This window comes from Paraperibacillus marinus (assembly GCF_046237605.1).
Classification (GTDB): domain Bacteria; phylum Bacillota; class Bacilli; order Bacillales; family DSM-1321; genus Paraperibacillus; species Paraperibacillus marinus.
Genome location: NZ_CP143542.1, coordinates 129451 through 153867 on the forward strand (window position 1 = coordinate 129451; position 24417 = coordinate 153867).

Below are 24417 nucleotides of genomic sequence, written 5' to 3' on the forward strand. Positions count from 1 at the left end.
TTCTATTTACAATAGGAAGGAGAAAGACCCAATGGCAAGAGAGTTCTCCTTAGAAAACACTCGTAATATCGGTATCATGGCACACATCGATGCCGGTAAAACAACGACAACAGAGCGTGTTCTTTATTACACTGGCCGTATCCACAAGATCGGTGAAACTCACGAAGGTGCATCTCAGATGGACTGGATGGAGCAGGAGCAGGAGCGTGGTATCACCATTACTTCCGCTGCTACAACTGCACAGTGGAAAGGGCACCGCGTAAACATCATTGACACTCCAGGACACGTAGACTTCACAGTTGAGGTTGAGCGTTCACTGCGTGTACTTGATGGAGCTGTAGCTGTACTTGATGCTCAATCAGGTGTTGAGCCTCAGACAGAAACAGTTTGGCGCCAGGCTACGACTTATGGCGTACCGCGTGTTGTATTCGTAAACAAAATGGACAAAATCGGTGCAGATTTCCTTTACTCTGTAAAGACAATCCACGACCGCCTTCAAGCTAACGCTCACCCAATCCAGTTACCAATTGGTGCGGAAGATGAGTTTGAAGCAATCATTGACCTGGTTGAAATGAATGCTGTATTCTACGGCAATGACCTTGGAACTGATATCGAAGTTCGTGAGATTCCTGAAGAGCATATGGACCTTGCACTTGAATACCGTGAAAAACTAGTAGAAGCTGTTGCTGAACTAGATGAAGAATTGATGGAGAAATACCTTGGCGGAGAAGAGCTTACAAAAGAAGAATTGAAAGCTGCTATCCGTAAAGGTACTGTAAACGTTGAATTCTATCCGGTAATCTGTGGTTCTGCCTTTAAAAACAAAGGTGTCCAGCTGATGCTTGATACAGTTATTGACTATCTTCCATCTCCACTGGATGTACCAGCTATCAAAGGTACTCTTCCAGATACAGAAGAAGAAGTAACTCGTCCTTCAAGCGACAGCGAGCCATTCTCTGCACTTGCTTTCAAAGTTATGACCGACCCTTATGTTGGTAAACTTACATTCTTCCGTGTATATTCTGGTACATTGAACTCAGGTTCTTACGTACAGAACTCTACTAAAGGAAAGCGTGAGCGTGTAGGACGTATCCTGCAGATGCATGCTAACTCCCGTGAAGAGATTTCTCAGGTATACGCAGGAGACATCGCGGCAGCTGTAGGTCTAAAAGATACTACTACTGGTGACACTCTATGTGATGAGAAAAACCTGGTTATCCTGGAATCCATGGAATTCCCTGAGCCGGTTATCTCTCTATCCATCGAACCTAAATCAAAAGCTGACCAAGATAAAATGACTACTGCTCTTCAAAAACTACAAGAAGAAGATCCTACATTCCGTGCACACACTGACCAGGAAACTGGACAGATCATCATTGCCGGTATGGGTGAGCTTCACTTGGATATCCTTGTTGACCGTATGCGCCGCGAGTTCAAAGTTGAAGCCAACGTTGGTGCTCCACAGGTTGCATATCGTGAGACTTTCCGTGAAACTGCTGCAGTTGAGGGTAAATTCGCCCGTCAATCCGGTGGACGCGGTCAATTCGGACACGTTTGGATCGAATTCTCTCCAAACGAAGAAGGTAAAGGATTTGAATTTGAGAACGCAATCGTGGGTGGGGTTGTTCCACGTGAATACATCCCTGCTGTACAAGCTGGTCTTGAAGATGCTCTTGATAGAGGTGTTCTTGCTGGATTCCCGCTGGTTGACGTTAAAGCAAAACTTTATGACGGTTCTTACCATGATGTTGACTCCTCAGAAATGGCATTTAAAGTAGCTGCGTCACTTGCTCTTAAGAATGCTGCTTCTAAGTGTAAGCCAGTCATCCTTGAGCCAGTCATGAGGGTAGAAGTAGTAATCCCTGATGAATATCTTGGAGATATCATGGGCGATGTAACTTCACGCCGTGGACGTGTAGAAGGAATGGAAGCGCGCGGAAACGCACAAGTTGTTAAAGCGTTCGTTCCACTTTCTGAAATGTTTGGTTATGCAACGTCCCTACGTTCTAACACGCAGGGCCGCGGAGTATTCTCCATGCACTTCGACCACTACGAAGAAGTTCCAAAGTCTATCTCTGAAGAAATTATCAAAAAAAATAAAGGTGAATAATTGATTTTCACCTTTCATTAAAGTATAACTACTTATGTAAGCTGTGAAAGTGGGTATCTTGCTGCTTTCATAGCACCATACTTAATACAAAATATAATTTTAGGGAGGCAAATTCCTCATGGGAAAAGCTAAATTCGATCGTTCTAAGCCACACGTTAACATCGGTACAATCGGTCACGTTGACCATGGTAAAACTACTCTAACAGCTGCTATCACTTCTGTACTTGCAAAAGTTGGTGGAGCTGAAGCTCGTGCATACGATCAAATCGACGGTGCTCCAGAAGAAAGAGAACGTGGAATCACAATCTCTACTGCACACGTTGAGTATGAAACTGCAACTCGCCACTATGCACACGTTGACTGCCCAGGACACGCTGACTATGTTAAAAACATGATCACTGGTGCTGCTCAAATGGACGGCGGAATCCTAGTTGTTTCTGCTTCTGACGGCCCAATGCCACAAACTCGTGAGCACATCCTTCTTTCTCGTCAAGTAGGTGTTCCTTACCTGGTTGTATTCATGAACAAATGTGACATGGTTGATGACGAAGAACTACTTGAACTAGTTGAAATGGAAATTCGTGACCTTCTTTCTGAATACGAATTCCCTGGCGATGACATTCCAGTAATCAAAGGTTCTGCTCTTAAAGCTCTTGAAGGAGAAGCAGAATGGGAAGAAAAAATCAACGAGCTTATGGCTGCTGTTGATGAGTACATCCCAACTCCAACTCGTGACACTGACAAGCCTTTCATGATGCCAGTTGAGGACGTGTTCTCAATCACTGGACGTGGAACTGTTGCTACAGGACGTGTTGAGCGTGGACAAGTTAAAGTCGGCGACACTGTTGAGATCATCGGTCTTGCTGAAGAGCCAAAATCAACTACTGTAACAGGTGTTGAAATGTTCCGTAAACTTCTTGACTATGCTGAAGCTGGCGACAACATCGGCGCACTTCTTCGTGGTGTAGCTCGTGAAGACATCCAGCGTGGACAAGTACTTGCTAAGCCAGGTACTATCAACCCACACACAAAGTTCAAAGCTGAAGTTTATGTTCTTTCTAAAGAAGAAGGTGGACGTCACACTCCATTCTTCACTAACTACCGTCCACAGTTCTACTTCCGTACAACTGATGTAACTGGTATCTGCAACCTTCCTGAAGGTGTAGAAATGGTTATGCCTGGCGACAACATCGAAATGACTGTTGAACTTATCGCTTCAGTTGCTATCGAAGAAGGTACTAAGTTCTCTATCCGTGAAGGCGGACGTACTGTAGGCGCTGGCGTAGTTGCTTCAATCCAAGAATAATTTGTAAAACTGGTTAACAAACCTGATATATAGGAAGGGACGCCTTCCGAAAAGAGCAGAGGGGACGCCCTCTGCTTTTTTTAATGCTCTTTTAAAAATTGTAAAAGATTGTTGTTTTCTAATGAGTTCAGAGAGAAATTAAAATTTATAAGTAAGTGGATTGGTGAGTAAGGCGTGAGACTCCTGATCCAGCTTTAGATATTGGACTCTCGTGTCATTAGTCTAGTTAATGGGAGAACGACCACTTCCAACGCCTCCTTGTGTAATCCTGGATAAGTCTCTGTGACAACACAAGAAGTGCTAAAGAGGGCTCATTGCTGCAGTACTCTTCAACAATTAGGAAAAAGACAACCCAACTAACAAAGGGTTGTCTTTTTTGTTTCTATATGAAGAGTGCCTGATTAAATAAGTTAGATAGATGAACACTTATACTGGGGACAGCTCTTTGTAAATAACACCATGATCACGAAGAATGACTACCATTTTAATAATCCCCAGCCAGCGATCCCTCTGTTCGGCCGAAGGACATGAAATAATAAATACCTTCTATATATAAGAAGGATAGAAAAACCTCATACCCTATTGTAAAATGGTCTACACCTATGTATAATAGAAAAAGTGTGCAACCCGTAGAAAAAGTTTATATAAGTATTGCTTATTTACTGGGTTATATGTATAATAGACAATGTTGGTCTTAGACCGCGATGATGTGAGAGGTTGCTGACACACCCGGCCGCTTTGCCATGGCGAGTGTGTGGGAAATTTTCACTGAGAACTGTCTATTTTAAAAATAGGCGAAAAGGAGGGAAAAGTAATGGCAAAACAAAAAATCCGTATCCGTTTGAAGGCATATGATCACAGGATCCTTGATCAATCTGCTGAGAAAATCGTTGAAACTGCTAAGCGCTCTGGAGCAGCTGTATCTGGGCCGATTCCATTGCCAACCGAAAGATCTGTATACACAATCCTTCGTGCAGTTCATAAGTACAAAGATTCTCGTGAACAGTTCGAGATGCGTACACACAAGCGTCTAATCGACATCGTCAATCCAACTCCACAAACAGTTGATTCATTGATGCGTTTAGATCTGCCGTCAGGCGTTGACATCGAAATCAAACTTTAATCATAAAAATTATAATTTTACAGGAGGTGTGACTAATGACCAAAGGAATCTTAGGTAGAAAAATTGGTATGACGCAAGTATTCGCTGAAAACGGTGAGCTTATCCCGGTAACTGTTGTTGAAGCTGCTCCAAACGTAGTGCTTCAAGTGAAATCAGTGGAAGGTGAAGGCTATGAGGCTGTTCAATTAGGCTTTGAAGATAAGCGTGAAAAGCTTTCTAACAAACCTGAAAAAGGCCACACAAGCAAAGCGAAAACTGCTCCTAAGCGCTTCGTTCGCGAATTCCGCGAAGTTAACCTCGGTGAGTATGAGGTTGGTCAGGAAGTCCAAGTTAATATTTTCGCAGAAGGCGATCTAGTTGATGTAACAGGTGTTTCTAAAGGGAAAGGTTTCCAGGGTGCTATCAAGCGTCACGGACAATCTAGAGGACCTATGGCCCACGGTTCCCGTTATCACCGTCGTCCTGGTTCAATGGGACCAGTTGCTCCAAACCGTGTATTCAAAGGCAAATTGCTTCCTGGACGCATGGGCGGAGAGCAGATCACTGTTCAAAACCTGCAAATCGTACGAGTAGATGCTGACCGTAACCTTCTATTAATTAAAGGTAACGTACCTGGAGCAAGAAAAGCTCTTTTGAAAATAAAAAGTGCGGTAAAAGCAAAATAATTATTTGAGAAAGGAGGAGCATTGGAATGGCACAAGTAACACTTTTTAAGCAAGACGGTTCACAAGCTGGAAACATCGAGCTTAATGATTCCGTATTCGGTATTGAACCAAATAACGCTGTACTTTTCGAAGCAATCGTGATGCAGCGTGCTTCATTACGTCAAGGTAACCACAAAGTAAAAGGTCGTTCTGAAGTATCAGGCGGCGGACGCAAACCATGGAAGCAAAAAGGAACTGGACGCGCGCGTCAAGGTTCTATCCGTTCTCCACAATGGCGCGGCGGCGGTATCGTCTTCGGTCCTACACCAAGATCATACAGCTACAAGATGCCTAAGAAAATGCGTCGTCTAGCAATTAAATCTGCTCTATCTGCAAAGCTTGCAGAAGAGAACATCCTGGTGCTTGAAAACCTAGCGTTTGATGCACCGAAAACAAAAGACTTCTCAGCAGTACTTAAAGGACTATCTGTTGATACTAAAGCTCTTATCGTTACTGACGGCTTGAACGAAAACGTAGCACTTTCTGCTCGTAATCTTCCGGGAGTAACTGTAGTAGAAGCTGATGGACTAAACGTATTGGACGTTGTAGGCCACAACAAATTGATCCTTACCAAAGCTGCTGTTGAAAAAGTAGAGGAGGTGCTTGCATAATGGATGCTCGCGATATCATTAAGCGCCCCGTAATCACTGAAGCTTCATCTGATATTATGGCTGATAAGAAATACACTTTCGAAGTTGATGTAAGAGCTAATAAAACTCAAGTTAAAGACGCTGTACAGCAAATCTTTGACGTTCAAGTTGAAAAAGTGAACATCATGAACTACAAAGGTAAATTCAAGCGTATGGGCCGTTATGCCGGCTATACGAACAAACGCCGTAAAGCAATCGTAACACTAACTGCTGACAGCAAAGAAATCGAATTCTTCGAAGCTTAATTCATAAAAAAAGGAGGGAATAATTATGGCGATTAAAAAGTACAAACCTACCTCCAATGGTCGTCGCGGAATGACTACTTCTGATTTTGCTGAAATCACTACAAGCACTCCAGAAAAATCATTGCTTGCACCTTTACACAGAAAAGGTGGCCGTAACAACCAGGGTAAGTTAACTGTTCGTCATCAAGGTGGCGGCCATAAGCGTCAATACCGTATCATCGACTTCAAACGTGATAAAGATGGTATACCAGGACGCGTTGCTACTATTGAGTATGATCCAAACAGATCAGCAAACATTGCACTAATTAACTATGTGGACGGAGAAAAACGTTACATCCTTGCTCCTAAAAACCTTCAAGTAGGTATGGAGATCATGTCCGGCCCTGAGGCAGACATTAAAACAGGTAACGCACTTCCACTTATCAACATCCCTGTGGGTACAGTTATCCACAACATCGAGCTTAAACCAGGTAAGGGCGGACAATTAGTACGTTCAGCCGGTACTTCTGCACAGGTTCTTGGTAAAGAAGGCCGCTATGTTCTAGTTCGTTTGAACTCAGGTGAAGTACGCATGGTTCTTGCAACTTGCCGCGCATCAATCGGCCAAGTGGGCAATGAGCAGCACGAACTTATCAACATCGGTAAAGCAGGACGTTCACGCTGGTTAGGCAAGCGCCCAACTGTCCGTGGTTCTGTAATGAACCCAGTAGATCACCCGCACGGTGGTGGTGAAGGACGCGCTCCTATCGGACGTAAATCACCAATGACTCCTTGGGGCAAGCCGGCTCTTGGTCTTAAAACTCGTAAGAAAAAGAACAAGTCTGATAAATTCATCGTACGTCGTCGTAAAAAATAACGGGATTGATCTACGGTTCACTTGGACCGTAGTGACATCGCGAAGGGAGGCACACTCATGGGTCGCAGTTTGAAAAAAGGACCTTTTGTTGATGATCATTTGATTAACAAGGTTGAAAAAATGAACGATGCTGAGAAGAAGCAAGTAATTAAAACTTGGTCTCGCCGTTCAACAATCTTCCCGCAATTCATTGGACACACAATCGCTGTTTACGATGGTCGTAAACACGTACCGGTCTATGTAACTGAAGACATGGTCGGCCACAAGCTTGGTGAATTCGCACCAACTCGCAGCTACAAAGGCCATGGTAATGATGATAAGAAAACAAGACGTTAATGAGAGGAGGGCATCTCATGCAAGCTAAAGCTGTTGCTAATACAGTCCGCATTGCCCCTCGTAAAGTCCGTTTAGTCGTTGACTTGATCAGAGGCAAGCAAATCGGTGAAGCGGTAGCGATTCTTCGCCACACTCCAAAAGCCGCTTCTCCAGTCGTAGAAAAAGTTCTGAAATCTGCTGTGGCAAATGCAGAACATAACTACGAAATGGACATTAATAACCTGGTTGTTTCAGAAGCTTATGTGAATGAAGGACCAACAATGAAACGTTTCCGTCCTCGTGCAATGGGTCGTGCGAGTGCAATCAACAAACGTACTAGTCATATTACTATCGTTCTATCAGAAAAGAAGGAGGGATAAACTGTGGGTCAAAAAGTAAATCCAGTCGGTTTGCGTATCGGGATCATCCGTGATTGGGAATCCAAGTGGTACGCTGATAAAGACTACGCAGATCTTTTACACGAAGACATCAAAGTCCGCGAATACATCATGAATCGCCTAAAAGATGCTTCTGTATCAAAAGTAGAAATCGAACGTGCTGCAAACCGCATCAACATTTCTGTCCACACTGCTAAACCTGGTATGGTTATCGGTAAAGGTGGTACTGAAGTTGAAGCATTGCGTAAAGCTCTTAACCAGCTTACAGGCAAACGCGTTCACATCAACATCATTGAAATCAAGAGAGCAGATCTTGATGCTAAGCTAGTAGCAGAAAACATCGCTCGTCAATTAGAAAACCGTGTATCTTTCCGTCGCGCTCAGAAACAATCAATCCAGCGTACAATGCGTTCTGGTGCACAAGGAATCAAAACAATGGTATCCGGCCGTCTTGGTGGCGCAGATATCGCTCGTTCTGAACACTATAGTGAAGGTACAGTTCCACTTCACACGCTTCGTGCTGATATCGACTATGCTACTGCTGAAGCTGACACTACTTACGGTAAGCTTGGTGTGAAAGTATGGATCTATCGTGGAGAGGTTCTTCCTACTAAGAAGAAATCCGAGGAAGGAGGAAAATAATCATGTTATTGCCTAAACGCGTAAAATATCGTCGTGAACACCGCGGTAAGATGAGAGGCCGTGCTAAAGGCGGTACAGAAGTTCACTTTGGTGAATTTGGTCTTCAAGCACAAGATGCTTCTTGGATCACTAACCGACAAATCGAAGCTGCTCGTATTGCGATGACTCGTCACATGAAGCGTGGAGGTAAAGTTTGGATTAAGATTTTCCCAAGCAAACCTTACACTGCTAAACCTCTTGAAGTCCGAATGGGTTCCGGTAAAGGTGCTCCAGAAGGATGGGTGGCTGTTGTGAAACCTGGTAAAGTAATGTTCGAAATTTCCGGTGTTTCTGAAGAAGTAGCGCGTGAAGCTCTTCGTCTTGCAGCTCACAAACTTCCAGTAAAATGCAAGTTTGTTAAACGAGAAGAAATTGGTGGTGAATCAAATGAAAGCTAATGAAATTCGTGACCTTACCACTGCCGAAATTGAACAAAAGGTAAAATCTTTAAAAGAAGAATTATTTAACCTTCGTTTCCAGCTAGCTACTGGACAATTAGAAAACCCAGCACGCATCCGTGAAGTGCGCAAATCGATCGCTCGTATGAAAACCGTTGTACGTCAAAGAGAGATCTCTGCTAACAATTGATTATTGAGAGGAGGTTTATGGAATGAGTGAACGCAATCAGCGTAAAGTCTATACTGGTCGTGTAGTATCTGACAAGATGGACAAAACCGTCACTGTTCTTGTAGAAACCTATAAAAAACATTCTCTATACGGCAAGCGCGTGAAATATTCTAAAAAGTTAAAAGCGCATGATGAGCAAAACGAAGCAAAAGCTGGCGATATCGTAAGAATCATGGAAACTCGCCCACTTTCTGCTACTAAACGCTTCCGTCTTGTAGAAGTTGTAGAAAAAGCTGTTATCATATAATATAAATGTTCGGATCGACGTAATTCCGAAGGGAGGTTTCGTACATGATTCAACAAGAATCACGTTTAAAAGTAGCTGACAACTCCGGTGCACGTGAAGTGCTCACAATTAAAGTACTTGGCGGTTCAGGCCGTAAGACTGCTAATATCGGTGATGTTATCGTCTGCACAGTAAAACAAGCAACACCAGGTGGCGTTGTTAAAAAAGGCGATGTAGTTAAAGCCGTTGTTGTTCGTACAAAGAGCGGTATGCGCCGTCCTGATGGTTCTTACATCCGTTTTGATGAAAACGCATGTGTAATTATCCGTGACGACAAGGGCCCTCGTGGTACTCGTATCTTTGGACCTGTTGCACGCGAACTTCGCGACAACAACTTCATGAAGATCGTTTCACTGGCTCCAGAAGTTCTGTAATGATAAATCGTAAAATGCCTTTCAAGGAGGTGCGAATCTCATGCATGTAAAAAAAGGTGATAAAGTCGTAGTCATCTCTGGCAAGGACAAAGGAAAGCAAGGAGTCATCCTCGAAGCTTATCCTAAAAAAGACCGTGTACTTGTTGAAGGTGTGAACATTGTTAAAAAACATTCAAAACCTTCTCAAGCCAACCCGCAAGGCGGCATCAACAACCAGGAAGCTGCCATTCACGTTTCTAACGTCATGCTTCTAGACCCTAAGACTGGGACTCCTACTCGCGTAGGTACAAAAGATGTTGACGGCAAAAAAGTACGTGTTGCTAAAAAATCTGGCGAAACTTTAGATAAATAAGTTAAAGAAGAAGGGAGGTACTTTAAATGAACCGCCTAAAGGAAAAATTCCAACAAGAAATTACTCCTGCTCTAGTGAGCAAGTTTAACTATAACTCTGTTATGGAAACTCCAAAGATTGAAAAGATCGTAATCAACATGGGTGTCGGTGATGCAGTATCAAACGCTAAAGCATTAGACACTGCTGTAGAAGAGCTGGCAATAATCACTGGTCAAAAGCCGCTGGTTACAAAAGCTAAAAAATCTATCGCAGGCTTCCGTCTACGTGAAGGTATGCCTATCGGCGCAAAAGTAACACTTCGCGGCGAGCGTATGTATGAATTCCTAGACAAATTAATCTCTGTATCTTTACCACGTGTACGTGACTTCCGCGGTGTTTCTAAGAAAGCATTCGACGGACGCGGCAACTACACTCTAGGTGTTAAAGAACAATTAATCTTCCCTGAAATTGACTATGATAAAGTGAGCAAGGTTCGCGGTATGGACATCGTTATCGTAACGACTGCCAAAACTGACGAAGAAGCTCGTGAACTACTTACTCAATTCGGAATGCCATTCCAAAAGTAAGATAATCGCTAAATAAGGGAGGCGAAAACGTGGCTAAAAAATCAATGATCTTGAAACAAAAAGCAGGCGCTAAATTCAAGGTACAGGAATACACTCGCTGCGAGCGCTGCGGGCGTCCACATTCTGTATACCGTAAATTTAAACTATGCCGTATTTGTTTCCGTGAACTTGCTTATAAAGGACAAATTCCTGGCGTTAAAAAAGCTAGCTGGTAATACCCGATATTGGGAAGGAGGTAAATAAACAATGGTCATGACAGATCCAATTGCAGATTTGCTTACTCGCATCCGTAATGCGAATATGGTTCGTCACGAAAAATTAGAAGTTCCAGCTTCAAAGATCAAGAGAGAAATCGCTGAAATCTTAAAGCGTGAAGGCTTCGTACGTGACGTTGAATTTATCGAAGACAACAAACAAGGTATCATCCGTATCTTCTTGAAGTATGGTGCCAACAACGAGCGTGTAATCACTGGATTGAAACGTATCAGCAAGCCTGGTCTACGTGTATATGCTAAATCAACTGATGTACCACGTGTACTTAACGGTTTAGGTATCGCTCTAGTTTCTACATCACAAGGCGTTGTAACTGACAAAGAAGCTCGCGCTAAGCAAATTGGCGGAGAAGTACTAGCATACGTTTGGTAATAGATCTTTACACGAATGGAGGTGCACTAAATGTCCCGCATAGGTAAAAAAATAATTGAAATCCCTGCAGGCGTAACGGTTACTGTTGCTGAAGGCAACAATGTAACTGTTAAAGGCCCAAAAGGTGAATTAACTCGCGCTTTTAACCCGCAGTTATCAATTAACATAGAAGATAATGTTCTAACTGTATCCCGTCCATCAGAAGAAAAGACGATCCGCGCCCTGCACGGAACAACACGCGCGCTTATTTCTAACATGGTTGAGGGTGTATCACAAGGATTCCAGAAGAACCTTGAACTAATTGGGGTTGGTTACCGTGCTCAGAAACAAGGCAACAAGCTTGTTCTGAACGTGGGTTACTCACACCCGGTTGAATTCGAACCTGAACAAGGCATCGAAATCGAAGTTCCTGCTAACACAAAGATTTCTGTAAAAGGTATCAGCAAGGAACGTGTAGGCGCTTTGGCAGCAAACATCCGTGATGTTCGTCCGCCTGAGCCTTACAAAGGAAAAGGTATCCGCTACGAAGGTGAATTCGTTCGCCGTAAAGAAGGTAAAACAGGTAAGTAATGCCGCGTAGGTAAACGAAAGGAGTGACCTAAATGATTACGAAGCTTGATAAAAACGCAACCCGTAAGAAAAGACATGCACGCGTACGTGCTAAACTTTCTGGTACTGAAGCCCGTCCACGTCTAAATGTGTATCGTTCAAACAAACACATTTATGCACAGCTAGTTGACGATCTTTCAGGCGTAACTCTTGCAAGTGCTTCTACTTTAGATAAAGACTTAGGCCTAGAGTCAACCAGCAACCTTGAAGCTGCTCAAAAGGTTGGCGAATTAGTTGCTAAGCGTGCTGTTGAAAAAGGTTACAGCTCTGTTGTATTTGACCGCGGAGGATACCTTTACCACGGACGTGTTAAGGCACTAGCCGATGCTGCCCGCGAAAACGGACTGCAATTTTAATCAAAAAAGGAGGGACATATCAGATGCGTCGCATTGATCCAAATAAACTTGAACTTGAAGAACGCGTTGTTACGGTTAACCGCGTAGCTAAGGTTGTTAAAGGTGGACGTCGTTTCCGTTTCACAGCTCTAGTAGTTGTCGGGGACAAAAACGGACATGTTGGATTTGGTACTGGTAAAGCTCAAGAGGTTCCAGATGCTATCCGCAAAGCAATCGAAGATGCAAAGAAAAACCTAATCACTGTGCCAATGGTCGGTACTACTATACCTCATGAAGTTAACGGACACTTTGGTGCTGGACATATTCTATTGAAGCCAGCTTCTGAAGGTACTGGTGTAATCGCCGGCGGTCCAGTTCGTGCTGTACTAGAACTTGGTGGTGTAAGTGATATCCTGTCTAAATCTCTTGGTTCAAACACACCAATCAACATGGTGCGTGCAACTATCGACGGACTAACCCAATTAAAACGTGCTGAAGACGTAGCTAAGTTACGTGGAAAATCAGTAGAAGAACTGTTAGGATAAGGAGGGAATTCGAATGGCAAACAAATTAGAAATTACCCTCACTCGCAGCTTGATTGGCCGCCCTGAAGATCAACGCGTAACAGTAAATACGCTTGGGTTACGCAAAATGCATCAAACTGTTGTTCATGATGATAACCCTGCGATTCGCGGTATGATTAACAAAGTTGCTCATCTTGTTACTGTAAAAGAACAATAAAAAATATTTCTCACTTAACAAGGAGGTGCCAACATGAAACTTCATGAGTTAAAACCTGCAGAAGGTTCCCGTAAAGAACGTAACCGTGTAGGACGCGGGATCGGTTCTGGTAACGGTAAAACAGCCGGTAAAGGTCACAAAGGTCAAAACGCCCGTTCAGGCGGTGGTGTACGTCCAGGCTTCGAAGGTGGTCAAACTCCACTTTTCCGTCGTCTGCCTAAACGTGGGTTCACTAACGTAAACCGTAAGGAATACGCTGTCGTTAACCTTGAAACTTTAAATCGCTTTGAAGACGGTACAGAAGTTACTCCAGAACTTCTTATCGAAACAGGCGTTGTAAGTAAAGAAAGAGCTGGAATTAAGATTCTTGCAAAAGGTAATGTAGAGAAAAAGCTTACTGTAAAAGCTCATAAATTCTCCTCTGCTGCTAAAGAAGCTATCGAAGCTGCCGGCGGTCAAACTGAGGTGATTTAATGTTTCGCACATTCTCCAATTTTATGCGCGTGGGTGATATAAGAAAAAAAATCCTATTCACCCTTTTAATGTTGATTGTTTTTAGAATTGGTGCGTTCATTCCAGTTCCAAACGTAAACGCAGATGTACTTAAGGCCCAGGATCAGATGAATGTCTTCGGGATCTTAAATACATTCGGCGGCGGTGCACTGCAGCAATTCTCCATCCTTGCGATGGGCATCATGCCTTACATCACAGCATCTATCATCATTCAGCTGCTGCAGATGGACGTCATTCCCAAGTTTACCGAATGGTCCAAACAAGGAGAGGCTGGCAGACGTAAATTAGCTCAGTTTACCCGCTATGGAACCATCGTCCTTGGATTCATCCAGGCGATTGGAATGTCATACGGATTCAATAACATGTCAAACGGTTTATTGATCGAGAACCCTGGTATCGGGACATATCTTTTGATTGCTACCGTCCTTACAGCCGGTACGGCTTTCCTTTTGTGGTTAGGAGAGCTGATTACCTCCAAGGGAGTGGGTAATGGTATTTCCATTATCATCTTCGCGGGTATTGCTGCAGGGATTCCTAATACAGCCAATCAAATATATGCCCAGCAGATTGAGAATGCAGGAGATCAGTTATTCCTGCGCATCGTCACAATCATTCTGATCCTTATTGCTGTTATTGCCATTATCGTTGGAGTCATCTTCATCCAGCAGGCATTGCGCAAAATCCCGATTCAATACGCCAAGCGTGTTGCTGGCCGTAATCCAGTAGGCGGACAATCAACGCATTTACCTCTTAAGGTGAATTCCGCAGGAGTTATACCTGTAATCTTTGCAGTATCATTCCTAATTACCCCGCCTACGATTGCTTCGTTCTTTGGAACCAATGATGTTACTTCTTGGATTCAAAACAAGTTTACGTATACTCATCCAATTGGAGCTGCGGTCTATGTAGCACTTATCATTGCCTTCGCTTATTTCTATGCTTTCATCCAGGTTAATCCTGAACAGGTGGCTGACAATCTGAAAAAGCAAGGCGGATATGTACCAGGCATACGTCCTGGCAAAAACACTCAAGACTACTTATCAAGAGTACTGAGCCGGTTAACGTTTGTTGGTTCAATATTCTTGGCGCTGATAGCAATACTGCCGGTTGTTTTCATTTCGATTGCAAACCTTCCGCAGTCTGCTCAAATTGGAGGAACCAGCCTGCTGATCGTGATAGGGGTTGCCCTTGAAACGATGAAACAGCTGGAGGCTCAATTAGTGAAACGACATTACAAAGGCTTTATCAAATAAAAGGTTTTGGGAACGATCGTTCCCACAAACCTATTATAGAGTTTGAGGGGGGAACCTAAGTTGAACCTAGTATTAATGGGGCTTCCGGGCGCCGGTAAAGGTACTCAAGCCGAAAGAATCGTAGAAAAATACGATATCCCTCATATCTCTACAGGAGATATGTTTCGCGCGGCCATCAAAGGCCAGACGGAACTTGGTTTAAAGGCAAAATCGTACATGGACAAAGGAGAACTAGTTCCAGATGAAGTGACCATCGGGATTGTCCGTGAAAGATTAAGTGAAAGTGACTGCAAGAAAGGCTTCCTGCTCGACGGCTTCCCGCGTACAGTGGCACAGGCTGAAGCGCTTGAAGGCATACTTGCTGAACTTGACCGCCAGCTTCATTATGTTATCAATATCGACGTGGATAAAAGCATCCTGATGGATCGTTTGACAGGCCGCCGCATCTGCAAGGCTTGTGGAGCTACCTACCATCTCGTATTTAATCCCCCTGCAACCGAGGGAGTATGCGACCGCTGCGGCGGAGAGCTGTATCAGCGCGCTGACGATAATCAAGAAACTGTTCAGACGAGACTGGAAGTCAACCTTAAGCAGACACAGCCGCTTCTGGACTTCTATGAAAACAAAGGATACCTTCGAAACATTAACGGGCAGCAGGATATTGACGAAGTCTTTGCAGACATTCAAGTACTGCTTGGGGGCTTGCAATAATGATCATCTGTAAAACCCCTCGCGAACTGGAAATCATGCGAGAAGCAGGACGGATCGTTGCCTTGACTCATCAAGAATTAAAGAAATTTATTCAACCAGGCGTAACTACGAAAGAGCTGGATCAAATTGCTGAGAAGTTCATACGCAAACATGATGCAATTCCTTCATTTAAAGGTTATAATGGTTTTCGCGGAAGTATTTGTGCTTCTGTGAATGATGAACTGGTTCATGGTATACCGGGGGACCGGATCCTTGTGGAAGGCGATATAATCAGCATTGATATTGGTGCTGAATATAACGGCTATCATGGAGATTCTGCCTGGACATATCCAGTTGGCAATATTGATGAAGAAACGCAGCGGCTCTTGGACGTTACCGAAGAGTCATTATATAGAGGATTGAAAGAAGCAATGCCAGGCGTGCGCCTTTCAAACATCTCCCATGCTATTCAGACCTATGTTGAAGAGAATAAATTCTCCATTGTACGAGAGTATGTTGGACATGGAATCGGTCAAGACTTACATGAGGACCCGCAAATCCCTCATTATGGTCCGCCAAACAAAGGTCCTCGCTTAAAGCCTGGTATGGTAATCTGTATCGAACCAATGGTGAATGCAGGAAGCCGTTACGTCAAGACGCTCGCCGACGAGTGGACAGTCGTGACAGTTGATAAAAGCATGTGTGCTCATTTTGAACACACCATCGCCATAACAGACACAGGCTATGAGATCTTAACCAAGCTTTAAGAGTAGATGAGAAACGCTGGCACCGGACTTTCCATGCTGCAATTGTTCATATAAATTCAGGCTGTAGGTGAAAGAAGGGAGAAGATTTATAATGGCGAAAGACGATGTAATTGAAATTGAGGGTAAAGTAACTGAAACTTTGCCAAACGCTATGTTTAAGGTAGAATTAGAAAATGGTCATACTGTTTTAGCTCATGTTTCCGGTAAAATTCGTATGCACTTTATTCGCATTTTGCCAGGTGATAAAGTAACAGTTGAGCTTTCACCGTATGATTTAACTCGCGGCAGAATCACTTACCGATTCAAATAATCTGGTTCTCTCCGATCTATATAAGGAGGTTAAATCAATGAAAGTCAGACCATCTGTAAAGCCGATCTGCGAAAAATGTAAAGTTATCCGCAGAAAAGGTAAAGTCATGGTTATTTGCGAAAACCCTAAGCATAAACAAAAACAAGGCTAATTTGAAGGAGGTGCACATACATGGCACGTATTTCTGGTGTAGACGTTCCACGTGACAAACGTATTGTCATTTCATTAACATATATTTTTGGTATCGGAAAACCAACAGCTCAAAAAATCCTTGCTGATGCAGGAGTTTCTGAAGATACTCGCGTACGCGATCTGACTGAGGATGAGCTAAACAAAATCCGTGATATCATCGACAGCTTAAAGGTAGAAGGTGACCTTCGCCGTGAGATTTCATTGAACATCAAACGTTTGATGGAAATCGGAAGCTACCGTGGTATCCGCCACCGTCGCGGCTTGCCTGTTCGCGGTCAAAATACTAAAAACAATGCTCGTACACGTAAAGGTCCTAAACGTACTGTAGCTAACAAGAAGAAATAATTAAGTAAAGGAGGGTACATTCATGGCACGTAAAACGAATACGCGTAAACGTCGTGTAAAAAAGAATATCGAAACTGGTATTGCACATATTCGTTCAACTTTTAACAATACAATCGTAACAATCACTGACAGCCAAGGCAACGCCATTTCATGGTCAAGCGCAGGTGCATTAGGATTCAAGGGTTCACGTAAATCCACTCCTTTCGCGGCTCAAATGGCAGCTGAAACTGCAGCTAAAACTTCTATGGAACATGGTCTTAAAACTCTTGAAGTAACTGTTAAAGGACCTGGAGCAGGCCGTGAAGCTGCAATTCGTGCACTTCAAGCTGCTGGTCTAGAAGTTACAGCCATCAAGGACGTTACTCCAGTTCCGCATAACGGATGCCGTCCACCAAAACGTCGCCGTGTTTAATTTTTCTGTATAGAAATTGTATCCTTGTCTATACTGGGATATGATAGGTAAAATGCGTTCAATACAGAAGGTTAATTCAGTTGTTCGCGCACAATCGGGAATGTTAACTGGGGAATTTCGGTTAGCTTACATTCTAGCCGGGGTTTCGACGTTTTGAAGGAGGGTTTATTTAAATGATCGAGATAGAAAAACCAAAAATCGAAACGGTTGAAATCAACGATGACGCCAAGTACGGTAAGTTCGTCGTCGAGCCACTTGAGCGTGGGTATGGTACAACACTGGGTAACTCCTTACGTCGTATTCTATTATCCTCACTCCCAGGTGCCGCTGTAACATCTATTCAGATAGATGGAGTACTGCATGAGTTCTCAACAATTGAAGGCGTAGTGGAAGATGTTACTTCCATCATTCTTAATGTGAAGAAGCTGGCTTTAAAGATCTATTCAGATGAAGAAAAAACGCTTGAAATTGATGTGCCGGCAGAAGGTCCTGTGACGGCAGCAGACATAACACATGATAGCGACGTGGAAATCTTAAATCCGGATCTGCATATTGCCACTATTGGCAAGAACGGGCATCTCCGTATGAGGCTTACAGCCAGAAGAGGACGCGGCTATACACCTGCTGACCAGAACAAAAGAGAAGATCAGCCAATCGGCGTTATTCCGATCGACTCAATCTACACTCCGGTATCACGTGTGTCCTACCAGATAGAAAATACACGTGTTGGACAAATGACAAACTACGATAAGCTAACGTTTGATGTCTGGACTGATGGAAGCAACGGTCCTAAAGAGGCGATAGCACTTGGAGCCAAGATTTTAACAGAGCATCTGAATATCTTTGTCGGTCTGACTGACGAAGCTCAAAATGCTGAAATCATGGTGGAAAAGGAAGAAGATCAAAAGGAAAAAGTTCTTGAGATGACTATCGAGGAACTGGATCTTTCTGTTCGTTCTTACAACTGTTTAAAACGTGCTGGAATCAATACCGTTCAAGAGCTTGCTCATAAGACGGAAGAAGATATGATGAAAGTGCGCAATCTAGGACGCAAATCACTTGAAGAAGTGAAAGCGAAATTAGAGGAACTGGGCTTAGGGCTTAGAAAAGACGACTGATTTCACAATCCGGCCTTTCTTTGACCAGGCTTAAATAGATGATGACTTCAATAAAGGAGGGAATACTACAATGGGTTACAGAAAGTTAGGACGCACTAGCTCTCAACGTAAAGCTCTACTTCGTGATTTAGCAACTGACCTAATCGTAAGTGAGCGTATTGAAACAACAGAAGCTAAAGCTAAAGAATTACGTTCTGTTGTTGAAAAAATGATCACTTTAGGCAAGCGCGGGGACTTGCATGCACGCCGTCAAGCTGCAGCATTCATCCGTAACGAAGTGGCTAACGCTGAAACAGGCCAAGATGCCCTTCAGAAATTATTCGCTGACATCGCTCCACGTTACGAAGAGCGCCAAGGTGGATACACTCGTATCATGAAGGTTGGACCACGCCGCGGTGACGGTGCACCAATGGTAATTATCGAGTTAGTTTAATAGCATTTTATAAAAGGGCGGGACAGTTCAAAACTAACGTGTCCTTCGCCCTTTTTTCTTAATATGCTTCTGTTTTTTGTTTTTATGTAATTGCAATACGCTAATAGAGTGTTACGATGACCTTTGCCGAACTCTTGGCTTGGACCGTCTAGCTCTGGCACCCCTCCAGCTTTCAGGGACCTGAAAGTGTATGCGGTCTTATTGCTAAATAGGATTCTTTAAGCTGTTCTTAATCTGCCGGGTAAAAGCGATGCTTTTCCTGTGGAAGGGGTGCAGCGTTTTTTTATATACTTTTTTAGGGACGGGCTATGTAGAGCTGAGCAGATTAGAGAGAGGCCGATAGGAGAGAGGAGAGAGAGAATGAGTGATGCCCTGGTGCAGATAGAAAACATAACGTTCAGATATGATGAACAGGAAAAAAATGCGGTTGATTCTGTCTCCTTTGAGATAAAAAAAGGAGAATGGCTTGCGATTGTCGGCCATAATGGCTCTGGCAAGTCAACACTCGCCAAGCTTTTGAATGGACTTCTTTTTCCCGAGGGCGGGAGCATTGCCGTGCATGGGAAGCAATTAAGCGAGGAAACAATCTGGGATGTGCGCCGGGAAATCGGCATGGTGTTTCAAAACCCGGATAACCAGTTTGTAGGAACGACGGTTCAGGATGATGTGGCTTTTGGTTTAGAAAACGCCGGGATCCCGAGGGATGATATGGTTGCCCGTGTCCACGATGCCCTGAAAAGAGTCAAGATGGACGCTTTTCTCAATCAAGAGCCGCACCATCTGTCAGGCGGCCAGAAGCAGCGTGTGGCCATTGCCGGGGTGCTTGCTTTGAGCCCGAGCATTATTATCCTGGATGAATCCACTTCCATGCTTGATCCAAAAGGCAGGCAGGAAGTGCTTGATACGGTCAGGGAGCTGATGAGTGAACGGGGCGTAACGGTCCTGTCCATCACCCATGACCTTGAAGAGGCAGCCAGGGCTGACCGGATCATCGTGATGAATCAGGGTTCGATTTATAGGGAAGGGACTCCTGAAGAGATCTTTCAGCTGGAAGAGGAGCTTATAGCCCTGGGACTTGATATCCCCTTTTCCGTCAAGCTGAGTTCGCTCCTCGGCAAGCGGGGAATTCCCCTTGAAGGAACGCATCTTACAGAAGAGAAGCTGGTGAACGATATATGCAGATTAATCTCAAGCAAGTAGAGCATCGATATCAGAAGGGGACGCCTTTTGAAAGGCTTGCCCTGCATGATGTAAACATCCATATAGAAGACGGGCAGTATGTGGCCATAATCGGACATACAGGGTCAGGGAAGTCCACCCTGCTGCAGCACCTGAATGGCTTATTGAAACCAACAGGCGGTTCTGTAGGGCTCGGAGAATACACGATCACACCCGATAAAAAGGAAAAGAACCTGCGCGCCTTGAGAAAAAGGGTGGGAATCGTTTTTCAATTCCCTGAGCATCAGCTTTTTGAGGAAACAGTCCTTAAGGATATCTGCTTTGGACCGATCAATTTCGGAACTTCGGAGGAAGAAGCCATCCGCCTTGCCAGGGAAGCAGCGCGCATGACAGGGCTTCCCGATGAAATCCTGGAAAAGTCGCCATTTGACCTATCAGGCGGCCAGATGAGAAGAGTGGCCATTGCCGGGATCCTTGCCATGAAGCCGGAGGTGCTTGTCCTGGATGAGCCGACAGCAGGCCTTGACCCCAGGGGACGCCAGGAAATCATGGACCTTTTCTATAAGATTCACAAGGAAGAGAACATATCTACAATTCTTGTTACACACAGTATGGAGGATGCGGCAAGGTATGCGGATGAGATCATCATCATGCATCAGGGGACTGTACAGGGAACCGGCACGCCAAGGGAAATCTTTTCGAGCAGCGAAGACCTGGTTGAGCTCGGGCTTGATGTACCGAGCACCGTACGCCTTCAGCTGGCTGTAGAAAAACAGTGCGGAAGGAAGCTCGGGAAGATCTGCCTGTCTGTCGAGGAACTCGCCGAACAAATTGAGCTGTTAGTGATGAGGGGTGAAGGCTTATGATGGATAAAATGATTTTCGGACGCTATATACCCGCCGATTCCATCATGCACCGCATGGATCCGCGCTCAAAGCTGATTGCCGTCTTTCTGTTTGTGTGTATCGTATTCCTTGCGAATAATATTCTGACGTATGCGCTGCTCGCCGTATTCACTATTTCAGCCGTGAAGGCATCAGGCATACCTGCCAAATTCCTGATCACAGGGCTCAGGCCGGTTCTTTATCTGATTGTTTTCACCTTCTTCCTCCATTTGTTTTTTACGAGGGAAGGGGAGCTGTTATTTAAATGGAGCTTCATTGAAATCTATGAGAATGGTTTGAGGCAGGGAATCTTCATTTCACTGCGTTTTGCCTTCTTGATATTGATTACTTCCATATTGACGCTCACAACTACCCCTATATCGATCACAGACGGCCTGGAAACGCTCTTTAATCCACTGAAGAAGTGGAAGATGCCGGTCCATGAGCTGGCCCTGATGCTGTCCATCTCCCTGCGTTTCATCCCGACGCTCATGGAGGAAACAGATAAGATCATGAAGGCGCAGGCTGCCAGGGGCACAGAATTCACGAGCGGGCCCATCAGCAGCAGAATCAAAGCCATCGTGCCGCTGCTGATTCCCTTATTTGTCAGCTCCTTTAAAAGGGCCGAGGAGCTGGCAATTGCCATGGAATCCAGGGGATACCGCGGCGGAGAGGGAAGGACGAAGTACCGACAGCTGAGCTGGCAGGGAAAGGATAGCCTCCTTCTCGCTGTCCTTGCCGTCCTGACGGCAGCCCTGGCATTACTAAGAAACTGATGGAGTATGGATATGCAGAGATATAAATGTACAATTGCCTATGACGGCACCCTGTTCGCAGGCTATCAGGTGCAGCCTGATAAAAGGACGGTTCAGAGTGAAATGGAGAGGGTGCTTCAAAAACTCCATAAAGGTCAGTCTATCAGGATATCAGCCTCTGGCCGGACGGATGCGGGTGTCCATGCAAGGGGACAGGTGATCCACTTCGACTCGCCGCTTTCCATGCCTCCGCAAAACTGGCTGAAGGCGCTGAATTCCAATCTGCCTGGAGACATCTCGGTTCTTAAGGCAGAGGAGGCAGCACCAGACTTCCATGCTCGGTTTGATGCGGCAGGGAAAGAATACCGGTATGTTGTTTCCCTTGGACATGTCAAGGATCCATTCAGGCGCCACTACGCCTATCAGCCGCTCTCCCGCTTTGACCTTGAAGCCATGAGGGATGCCTGCACCTATATAACAGGCACCCATGACTTCACAAGCTTCTGCTCAGCCAAGACAGAAGTGGAAGACAAGGTGAGGACCATTACGTATGCCGGTATAGAGGAGAAGGACGGAGAACTCATTTTCCGGTTTGTGGGAAGCGGCTTCCTTTATAATATGGTACGGATTTTGACAGGGACCATCCTTGAAGTGGGCAGGGGCAAGAGAGTCCCTGCTGAGCTTGTGGACATTCTGGAAAAACGGGACAGGAGCAGTGCAGGCAAGACGGCGCCTGGTCATGGATTATATTTGTGGGAAGTTTTTTATCAATAATTTTTTCAAGAGATTGCAGGCTGCGCCAAAACCCAGATATTGCAAGGGATGAGCACCTGCTATGACAACTAATCCTGGTGTAACATTTTCTTGACATTGGGTTTGAAAAATTATATCATATCATAGGTATGATATTTAAACCCCACGTTAAGCCCCGGAAGACTTACGTGATTGAAATAAATATAACCAACGAAACAATAGGAGGATAACCATGCGCACGACATTTATGGCAAAAGCAAATGAAATTGAACGTAAATGGTTCGTTATCGACGCTGAAGGTAAAACTTTAGGACGTCTTGCAAGTGAAGTAGCAGCTATCTTGCGTGGAAAAAACAAACCAGTATTTACACCAAACGTTGACACTGGTGATCATGTAATCATCATCAACGCTTCTAAAGTAGGACTAACAGGCAAAAAGCTTACTGACAAAATCTACTACCGTCACAGCATGCACCCAGGCGGACTTAAGCAAAGGACTGCCCTTGAAATGCGTACAAACTACGCTGAGAAAATGATCGAGCTTGCTGTTAAAGGCATGCTTCCTAAAAACTCTCTTGGCCGTCAAATTTTCAAAAAATTACACGTATACGCTGGCAGCGAGCATCCACACCAAGCTCAACAGCCTGAAGTGTACGAACTACGCGGATAATTTAAGGAGGATATTATAATGGCACAGGTACAATATTATGGCACTGGTCGTCGTAAGAGCTCCGTTGCACGTGTACGTTTAGTACCAGGCGACGGAAGCATCGTAATCAACGGCCGTGATATCAATGATTACATTCCATTCGAAGCTCTACGCGAGGTTGTTAAGCAGCCTCTTAACAATACTGAAACTGTAGGAAGCTACAACGTTCTTGTATCAGTTAAAGGCGGCGGCTACACTGGCCAAGCCGGAGCAATCCGTCACGGTATCTCCCGTGCATTGCTGCAAGCTGATCCAGAATTCCGCGGATCCCTTAAATCTGCTGGACTTCTTACTCGTGACGCACGTATGAAAGAACGTAAAAAATACGGTCTTAAAGGCGCTCGTCGTGCACCTCAGTTCTCAAAGCGTTAATTTTCGCTTTCAAAAGGCTCCCAAGCTGTCCGCTTGGGGCTTTTTTTATGTCCGGGCCAGAATGTGTCCATGATGAAAGTGAGCAGGTGTACGAACGGGAGGCATAAGGACAGCAGGAAGATCGGGAAGGAGCAAAAGAAACATGCAGGAATACGTAATTGACATGCTGACCGATTATCGGGACATTGCGCTGCTGCTCAGCATCGGAATCAATATATTGATCAGCATCCTCGGGGTTGTGCCGAGTGTGTTTTTGACGGCGGCGAATTTAGCGGTATTCGGTTTTTGGGAAGGCATGGCTGTTTCGTTTGCAGGGGAAGCAGCGGGGGCGGTGATTTCCTTCGTTCTTTACCGGAAAGGATTCAGGAGGCTTACAGATCTGAAAGGATTTTCACATCCTAAAGTGAAGCGGCTGCTGTCGGCTCGAGGAAGTGAGGCATTCCTGCTCATCCTGTCTCTTCGGCTTCTGCCTTTTGTTCCGTCAGGCATTGTCACCTTCATGGCGGCAATCGGGAAAACATCATGGAAAATCTTTGCGGCTGCCAGCTCGCTTGGGAAGGTGCCGGCCATTCTGATCGAAGGATATTCTGTGTATCAGCTTATCCACTGGACGTGGGAGGGCAAGGTGATATCCAGTTTGGCTGCAGTTTTATTCCTGGTGTGGGCCCTTAAGAAGCTGAAGGCGCAAACCAAAACATGAGTCGGCCGGCCCTGGGCTTTTTCTAGTATTCCCAGCATGATGGGAAGCTTTCACACAAATAATTCCCATGCCTCATTTTCGACATTAGAAGAATGTACTCCCCTCCCCG

At 44.7% G+C, this 24417-nt stretch carries 39 protein-coding genes; all 39 read left to right on the forward strand.

The annotated features are described in order from the left end of the window. Positions 1-31: 31 nt before the first annotated feature. The 39 genes from fusA (at position 32) to V1498_RS00845 (ending at position 24308) form a co-directional block, all read left to right on the forward strand. On the forward strand, positions 32-2110 hold the full coding sequence (fusA, locus tag V1498_RS00655) for an elongation factor G (protein WP_409296461.1): 2079 nt from the start codon (positions 32-34) through the stop codon (positions 2108-2110). Between the two features lie 118 nt (positions 2111-2228). Next, positions 2229-3416, forward strand: a complete 1188-nt coding sequence (tuf, locus tag V1498_RS00660) for an elongation factor Tu (RefSeq protein WP_409296462.1) — start codon at positions 2229-2231, stop codon at positions 3414-3416. A gap of 814 nt (positions 3417-4230) precedes the next feature. Further along, entirely contained in the window at positions 4231-4539 is a 309-nt protein-coding gene (gene rpsJ, locus V1498_RS00665) for a 30S ribosomal protein S10 (protein ID WP_019244375.1), read from the forward strand. A 35-nt stretch (positions 4540-4574) separates the two neighbouring features. Next, positions 4575-5204, forward strand: coding sequence for a 50S ribosomal protein L3 (rplC, locus tag V1498_RS00670; RefSeq protein WP_409290981.1), 630 nt, complete (start codon positions 4575-4577; stop codon positions 5202-5204). A gap of 26 nt (positions 5205-5230) precedes the next feature. Then, complete coding sequence (gene rplD, locus V1498_RS00675; protein ID WP_409290982.1) at positions 5231-5854, forward strand: 50S ribosomal protein L4; 624 nt, start codon at positions 5231-5233, stop codon at positions 5852-5854. Beyond that, positions 5854-6138 (forward strand): 50S ribosomal protein L23, encoded by a 285-nt coding sequence (gene rplW, locus V1498_RS00680; RefSeq protein WP_409290983.1) that lies wholly within the window; start codon positions 5854-5856, stop codon positions 6136-6138. The genes rplD and rplW overlap by 1 nt, the downstream gene beginning before the upstream one ends. Before the next feature lie 25 nt (positions 6139-6163). Further along, complete coding sequence (rplB, locus tag V1498_RS00685; protein ID WP_409290984.1) at positions 6164-6994, forward strand: 50S ribosomal protein L2; 831 nt, start codon at positions 6164-6166, stop codon at positions 6992-6994. 57 nt (positions 6995-7051) lie between these two features. After that, positions 7052-7330, forward strand: coding sequence for a 30S ribosomal protein S19 (gene rpsS / locus V1498_RS00690; RefSeq protein ID WP_101640215.1), 279 nt, complete (start codon positions 7052-7054; stop codon positions 7328-7330). Positions 7331-7347: 17 nt separating this feature from the next. Beyond that, positions 7348-7689, forward strand: coding sequence for a 50S ribosomal protein L22 (rplV, locus tag V1498_RS00695; protein WP_409290985.1), 342 nt, complete (start codon positions 7348-7350; stop codon positions 7687-7689). Positions 7690-7692: 3 nt separating this feature from the next. Then, positions 7693-8349 carry a 30S ribosomal protein S3 gene (rpsC, locus tag V1498_RS00700; protein ID WP_409290986.1) on the forward strand — a complete coding sequence of 219 codons (657 nt, stop codon included), beginning with the start codon at positions 7693-7695 and terminating at the stop codon, positions 8347-8349. Positions 8350-8351: 2 nt separating this feature from the next. Then, positions 8352-8786, forward strand: coding sequence for a 50S ribosomal protein L16 (rplP, locus tag V1498_RS00705; protein WP_409296463.1), 435 nt, complete (start codon positions 8352-8354; stop codon positions 8784-8786). Then, complete coding sequence (gene rpmC / locus V1498_RS00710; RefSeq protein ID WP_101640219.1) at positions 8776-8976, forward strand: 50S ribosomal protein L29; 201 nt, start codon at positions 8776-8778, stop codon at positions 8974-8976. Before rplP ends, rpmC begins: the two co-directional genes overlap by 11 nt. 22 nt (positions 8977-8998) lie before the next feature. Then, positions 8999-9262 (forward strand): 30S ribosomal protein S17, encoded by a 264-nt coding sequence (rpsQ, locus tag V1498_RS00715; protein WP_409296464.1) that lies wholly within the window; start codon positions 8999-9001, stop codon positions 9260-9262. 44 nt (positions 9263-9306) lie between these two features. Beyond that, entirely contained in the window at positions 9307-9675 is a 369-nt protein-coding gene (rplN, locus tag V1498_RS00720; protein WP_026693331.1) for a 50S ribosomal protein L14, read from the forward strand. 40 nt (positions 9676-9715) lie between these two features. Next, a complete protein-coding gene (rplX, locus tag V1498_RS00725) occupies positions 9716-10027 on the forward strand; it encodes a 50S ribosomal protein L24 (RefSeq protein WP_409296465.1) in 312 nt (103 codons plus the stop codon). Positions 10028-10053: 26 nt separating this feature from the next. Further along, positions 10054-10593, forward strand: a complete 540-nt coding sequence (gene rplE / locus V1498_RS00730) for a 50S ribosomal protein L5 (RefSeq protein ID WP_409296466.1) — start codon at positions 10054-10056, stop codon at positions 10591-10593. A gap of 29 nt (positions 10594-10622) precedes the next feature. Beyond that, positions 10623-10808 carry a type Z 30S ribosomal protein S14 gene (locus tag V1498_RS00735; RefSeq protein ID WP_026693334.1) on the forward strand — a complete coding sequence of 62 codons (186 nt, stop codon included), beginning with the start codon at positions 10623-10625 and terminating at the stop codon, positions 10806-10808. Positions 10809-10839: 31 nt separating this feature from the next. Then, a complete protein-coding gene (rpsH, locus tag V1498_RS00740; protein ID WP_409290990.1) occupies positions 10840-11238 on the forward strand; it encodes a 30S ribosomal protein S8 in 399 nt (132 codons plus the stop codon). A gap of 30 nt (positions 11239-11268) precedes the next feature. Further along, positions 11269-11808 (forward strand): 50S ribosomal protein L6, encoded by a 540-nt coding sequence (gene rplF, locus V1498_RS00745; protein ID WP_409296467.1) that lies wholly within the window; start codon positions 11269-11271, stop codon positions 11806-11808. 32 nt (positions 11809-11840) lie between these two features. Then, the gene (gene rplR, locus V1498_RS00750) at positions 11841-12203 is read left to right on the forward strand and encodes a 50S ribosomal protein L18 (protein WP_409290992.1); all 363 of its coding nucleotides are present in this window, start codon (positions 11841-11843) and stop codon (positions 12201-12203) included. Positions 12204-12226: 23 nt separating this feature from the next. Further along, positions 12227-12727 (forward strand): 30S ribosomal protein S5, encoded by a 501-nt coding sequence (gene rpsE, locus V1498_RS00755; RefSeq protein ID WP_409296468.1) that lies wholly within the window; start codon positions 12227-12229, stop codon positions 12725-12727. Positions 12728-12740: 13 nt separating this feature from the next. After that, complete coding sequence (rpmD, locus tag V1498_RS00760) at positions 12741-12923, forward strand: 50S ribosomal protein L30 (RefSeq protein ID WP_101596716.1); 183 nt, start codon at positions 12741-12743, stop codon at positions 12921-12923. Between the two features lie 33 nt (positions 12924-12956). Next, a complete protein-coding gene (rplO, locus tag V1498_RS00765; RefSeq protein ID WP_409296469.1) occupies positions 12957-13397 on the forward strand; it encodes a 50S ribosomal protein L15 in 441 nt (146 codons plus the stop codon). Continuing rightward, a complete protein-coding gene (gene secY / locus V1498_RS00770) occupies positions 13397-14689 on the forward strand; it encodes a preprotein translocase subunit SecY (protein WP_409296470.1) in 1293 nt (430 codons plus the stop codon). Before rplO ends, secY begins: the two co-directional genes overlap by 1 nt. Before the next feature lie 60 nt (positions 14690-14749). Continuing rightward, the gene (locus tag V1498_RS00775) at positions 14750-15400 is read left to right on the forward strand and encodes an adenylate kinase (RefSeq protein ID WP_409290996.1); all 651 of its coding nucleotides are present in this window, start codon (positions 14750-14752) and stop codon (positions 15398-15400) included. Then, the gene (gene map, locus V1498_RS00780) at positions 15400-16146 is read left to right on the forward strand and encodes a type I methionyl aminopeptidase (protein WP_409296471.1); all 747 of its coding nucleotides are present in this window, start codon (positions 15400-15402) and stop codon (positions 16144-16146) included. The genes V1498_RS00775 and map overlap by 1 nt, the downstream gene beginning before the upstream one ends. A 91-nt stretch (positions 16147-16237) precedes the next feature. Further along, positions 16238-16456, forward strand: coding sequence for a translation initiation factor IF-1 (infA, locus tag V1498_RS00785; protein ID WP_026693344.1), 219 nt, complete (start codon positions 16238-16240; stop codon positions 16454-16456). 37 nt (positions 16457-16493) lie between these two features. Next, positions 16494-16607 carry a 50S ribosomal protein L36 gene (gene rpmJ / locus V1498_RS00790; RefSeq protein WP_003156543.1) on the forward strand — a complete coding sequence of 38 codons (114 nt, stop codon included), beginning with the start codon at positions 16494-16496 and terminating at the stop codon, positions 16605-16607. A gap of 20 nt (positions 16608-16627) precedes the next feature. Continuing rightward, entirely contained in the window at positions 16628-16993 is a 366-nt protein-coding gene (rpsM, locus tag V1498_RS00795; RefSeq protein ID WP_409290998.1) for a 30S ribosomal protein S13, read from the forward strand. A gap of 22 nt (positions 16994-17015) precedes the next feature. Further along, positions 17016-17405 (forward strand): 30S ribosomal protein S11, encoded by a 390-nt coding sequence (rpsK, locus tag V1498_RS00800; protein ID WP_026693346.1) that lies wholly within the window; start codon positions 17016-17018, stop codon positions 17403-17405. 173 nt (positions 17406-17578) lie between these two features. Further along, the gene (locus tag V1498_RS00805) at positions 17579-18523 is read left to right on the forward strand and encodes a DNA-directed RNA polymerase subunit alpha (protein WP_409296472.1); all 945 of its coding nucleotides are present in this window, start codon (positions 17579-17581) and stop codon (positions 18521-18523) included. A 70-nt stretch (positions 18524-18593) separates the two neighbouring features. After that, positions 18594-18956, forward strand: coding sequence for a 50S ribosomal protein L17 (gene rplQ / locus V1498_RS00810; protein WP_409291000.1), 363 nt, complete (start codon positions 18594-18596; stop codon positions 18954-18956). A gap of 360 nt (positions 18957-19316) precedes the next feature. Beyond that, positions 19317-20156, forward strand: coding sequence for an energy-coupling factor ABC transporter ATP-binding protein (locus V1498_RS00815; protein ID WP_409296473.1), 840 nt, complete (start codon positions 19317-19319; stop codon positions 20154-20156). Continuing rightward, positions 20132-21001 (forward strand): energy-coupling factor ABC transporter ATP-binding protein, encoded by an 870-nt coding sequence (locus tag V1498_RS00820; protein WP_409296474.1) that lies wholly within the window; start codon positions 20132-20134, stop codon positions 20999-21001. Before V1498_RS00815 ends, V1498_RS00820 begins: the two co-directional genes overlap by 25 nt. Continuing rightward, on the forward strand, positions 20998-21795 hold the full coding sequence (locus V1498_RS00825) for an energy-coupling factor transporter transmembrane component T family protein (protein WP_409296475.1): 798 nt from the start codon (positions 20998-21000) through the stop codon (positions 21793-21795). Before V1498_RS00820 ends, V1498_RS00825 begins: the two co-directional genes overlap by 4 nt. A 12-nt stretch (positions 21796-21807) precedes the next feature. After that, positions 21808-22548 (forward strand): tRNA pseudouridine(38-40) synthase TruA, encoded by a 741-nt coding sequence (gene truA, locus V1498_RS00830; protein ID WP_409296476.1) that lies wholly within the window; start codon positions 21808-21810, stop codon positions 22546-22548. Positions 22549-22759: 211 nt separating this feature from the next. Continuing rightward, positions 22760-23197: a 50S ribosomal protein L13 gene (rplM, locus tag V1498_RS00835; protein WP_409296477.1), complete on the forward strand. Its 438-nt coding sequence runs from the start codon at positions 22760-22762 to the stop codon at positions 23195-23197. Between the two features lie 18 nt (positions 23198-23215). Then, positions 23216-23608: a 30S ribosomal protein S9 gene (rpsI, locus tag V1498_RS00840; RefSeq protein WP_409291006.1), complete on the forward strand. Its 393-nt coding sequence runs from the start codon at positions 23216-23218 to the stop codon at positions 23606-23608. 142 nt (positions 23609-23750) lie between these two features. Then, entirely contained in the window at positions 23751-24308 is a 558-nt protein-coding gene (locus V1498_RS00845; RefSeq protein ID WP_409296478.1) for a TVP38/TMEM64 family protein, read from the forward strand. The last annotated feature ends 109 nt before the right edge of the window (positions 24309-24417 follow it).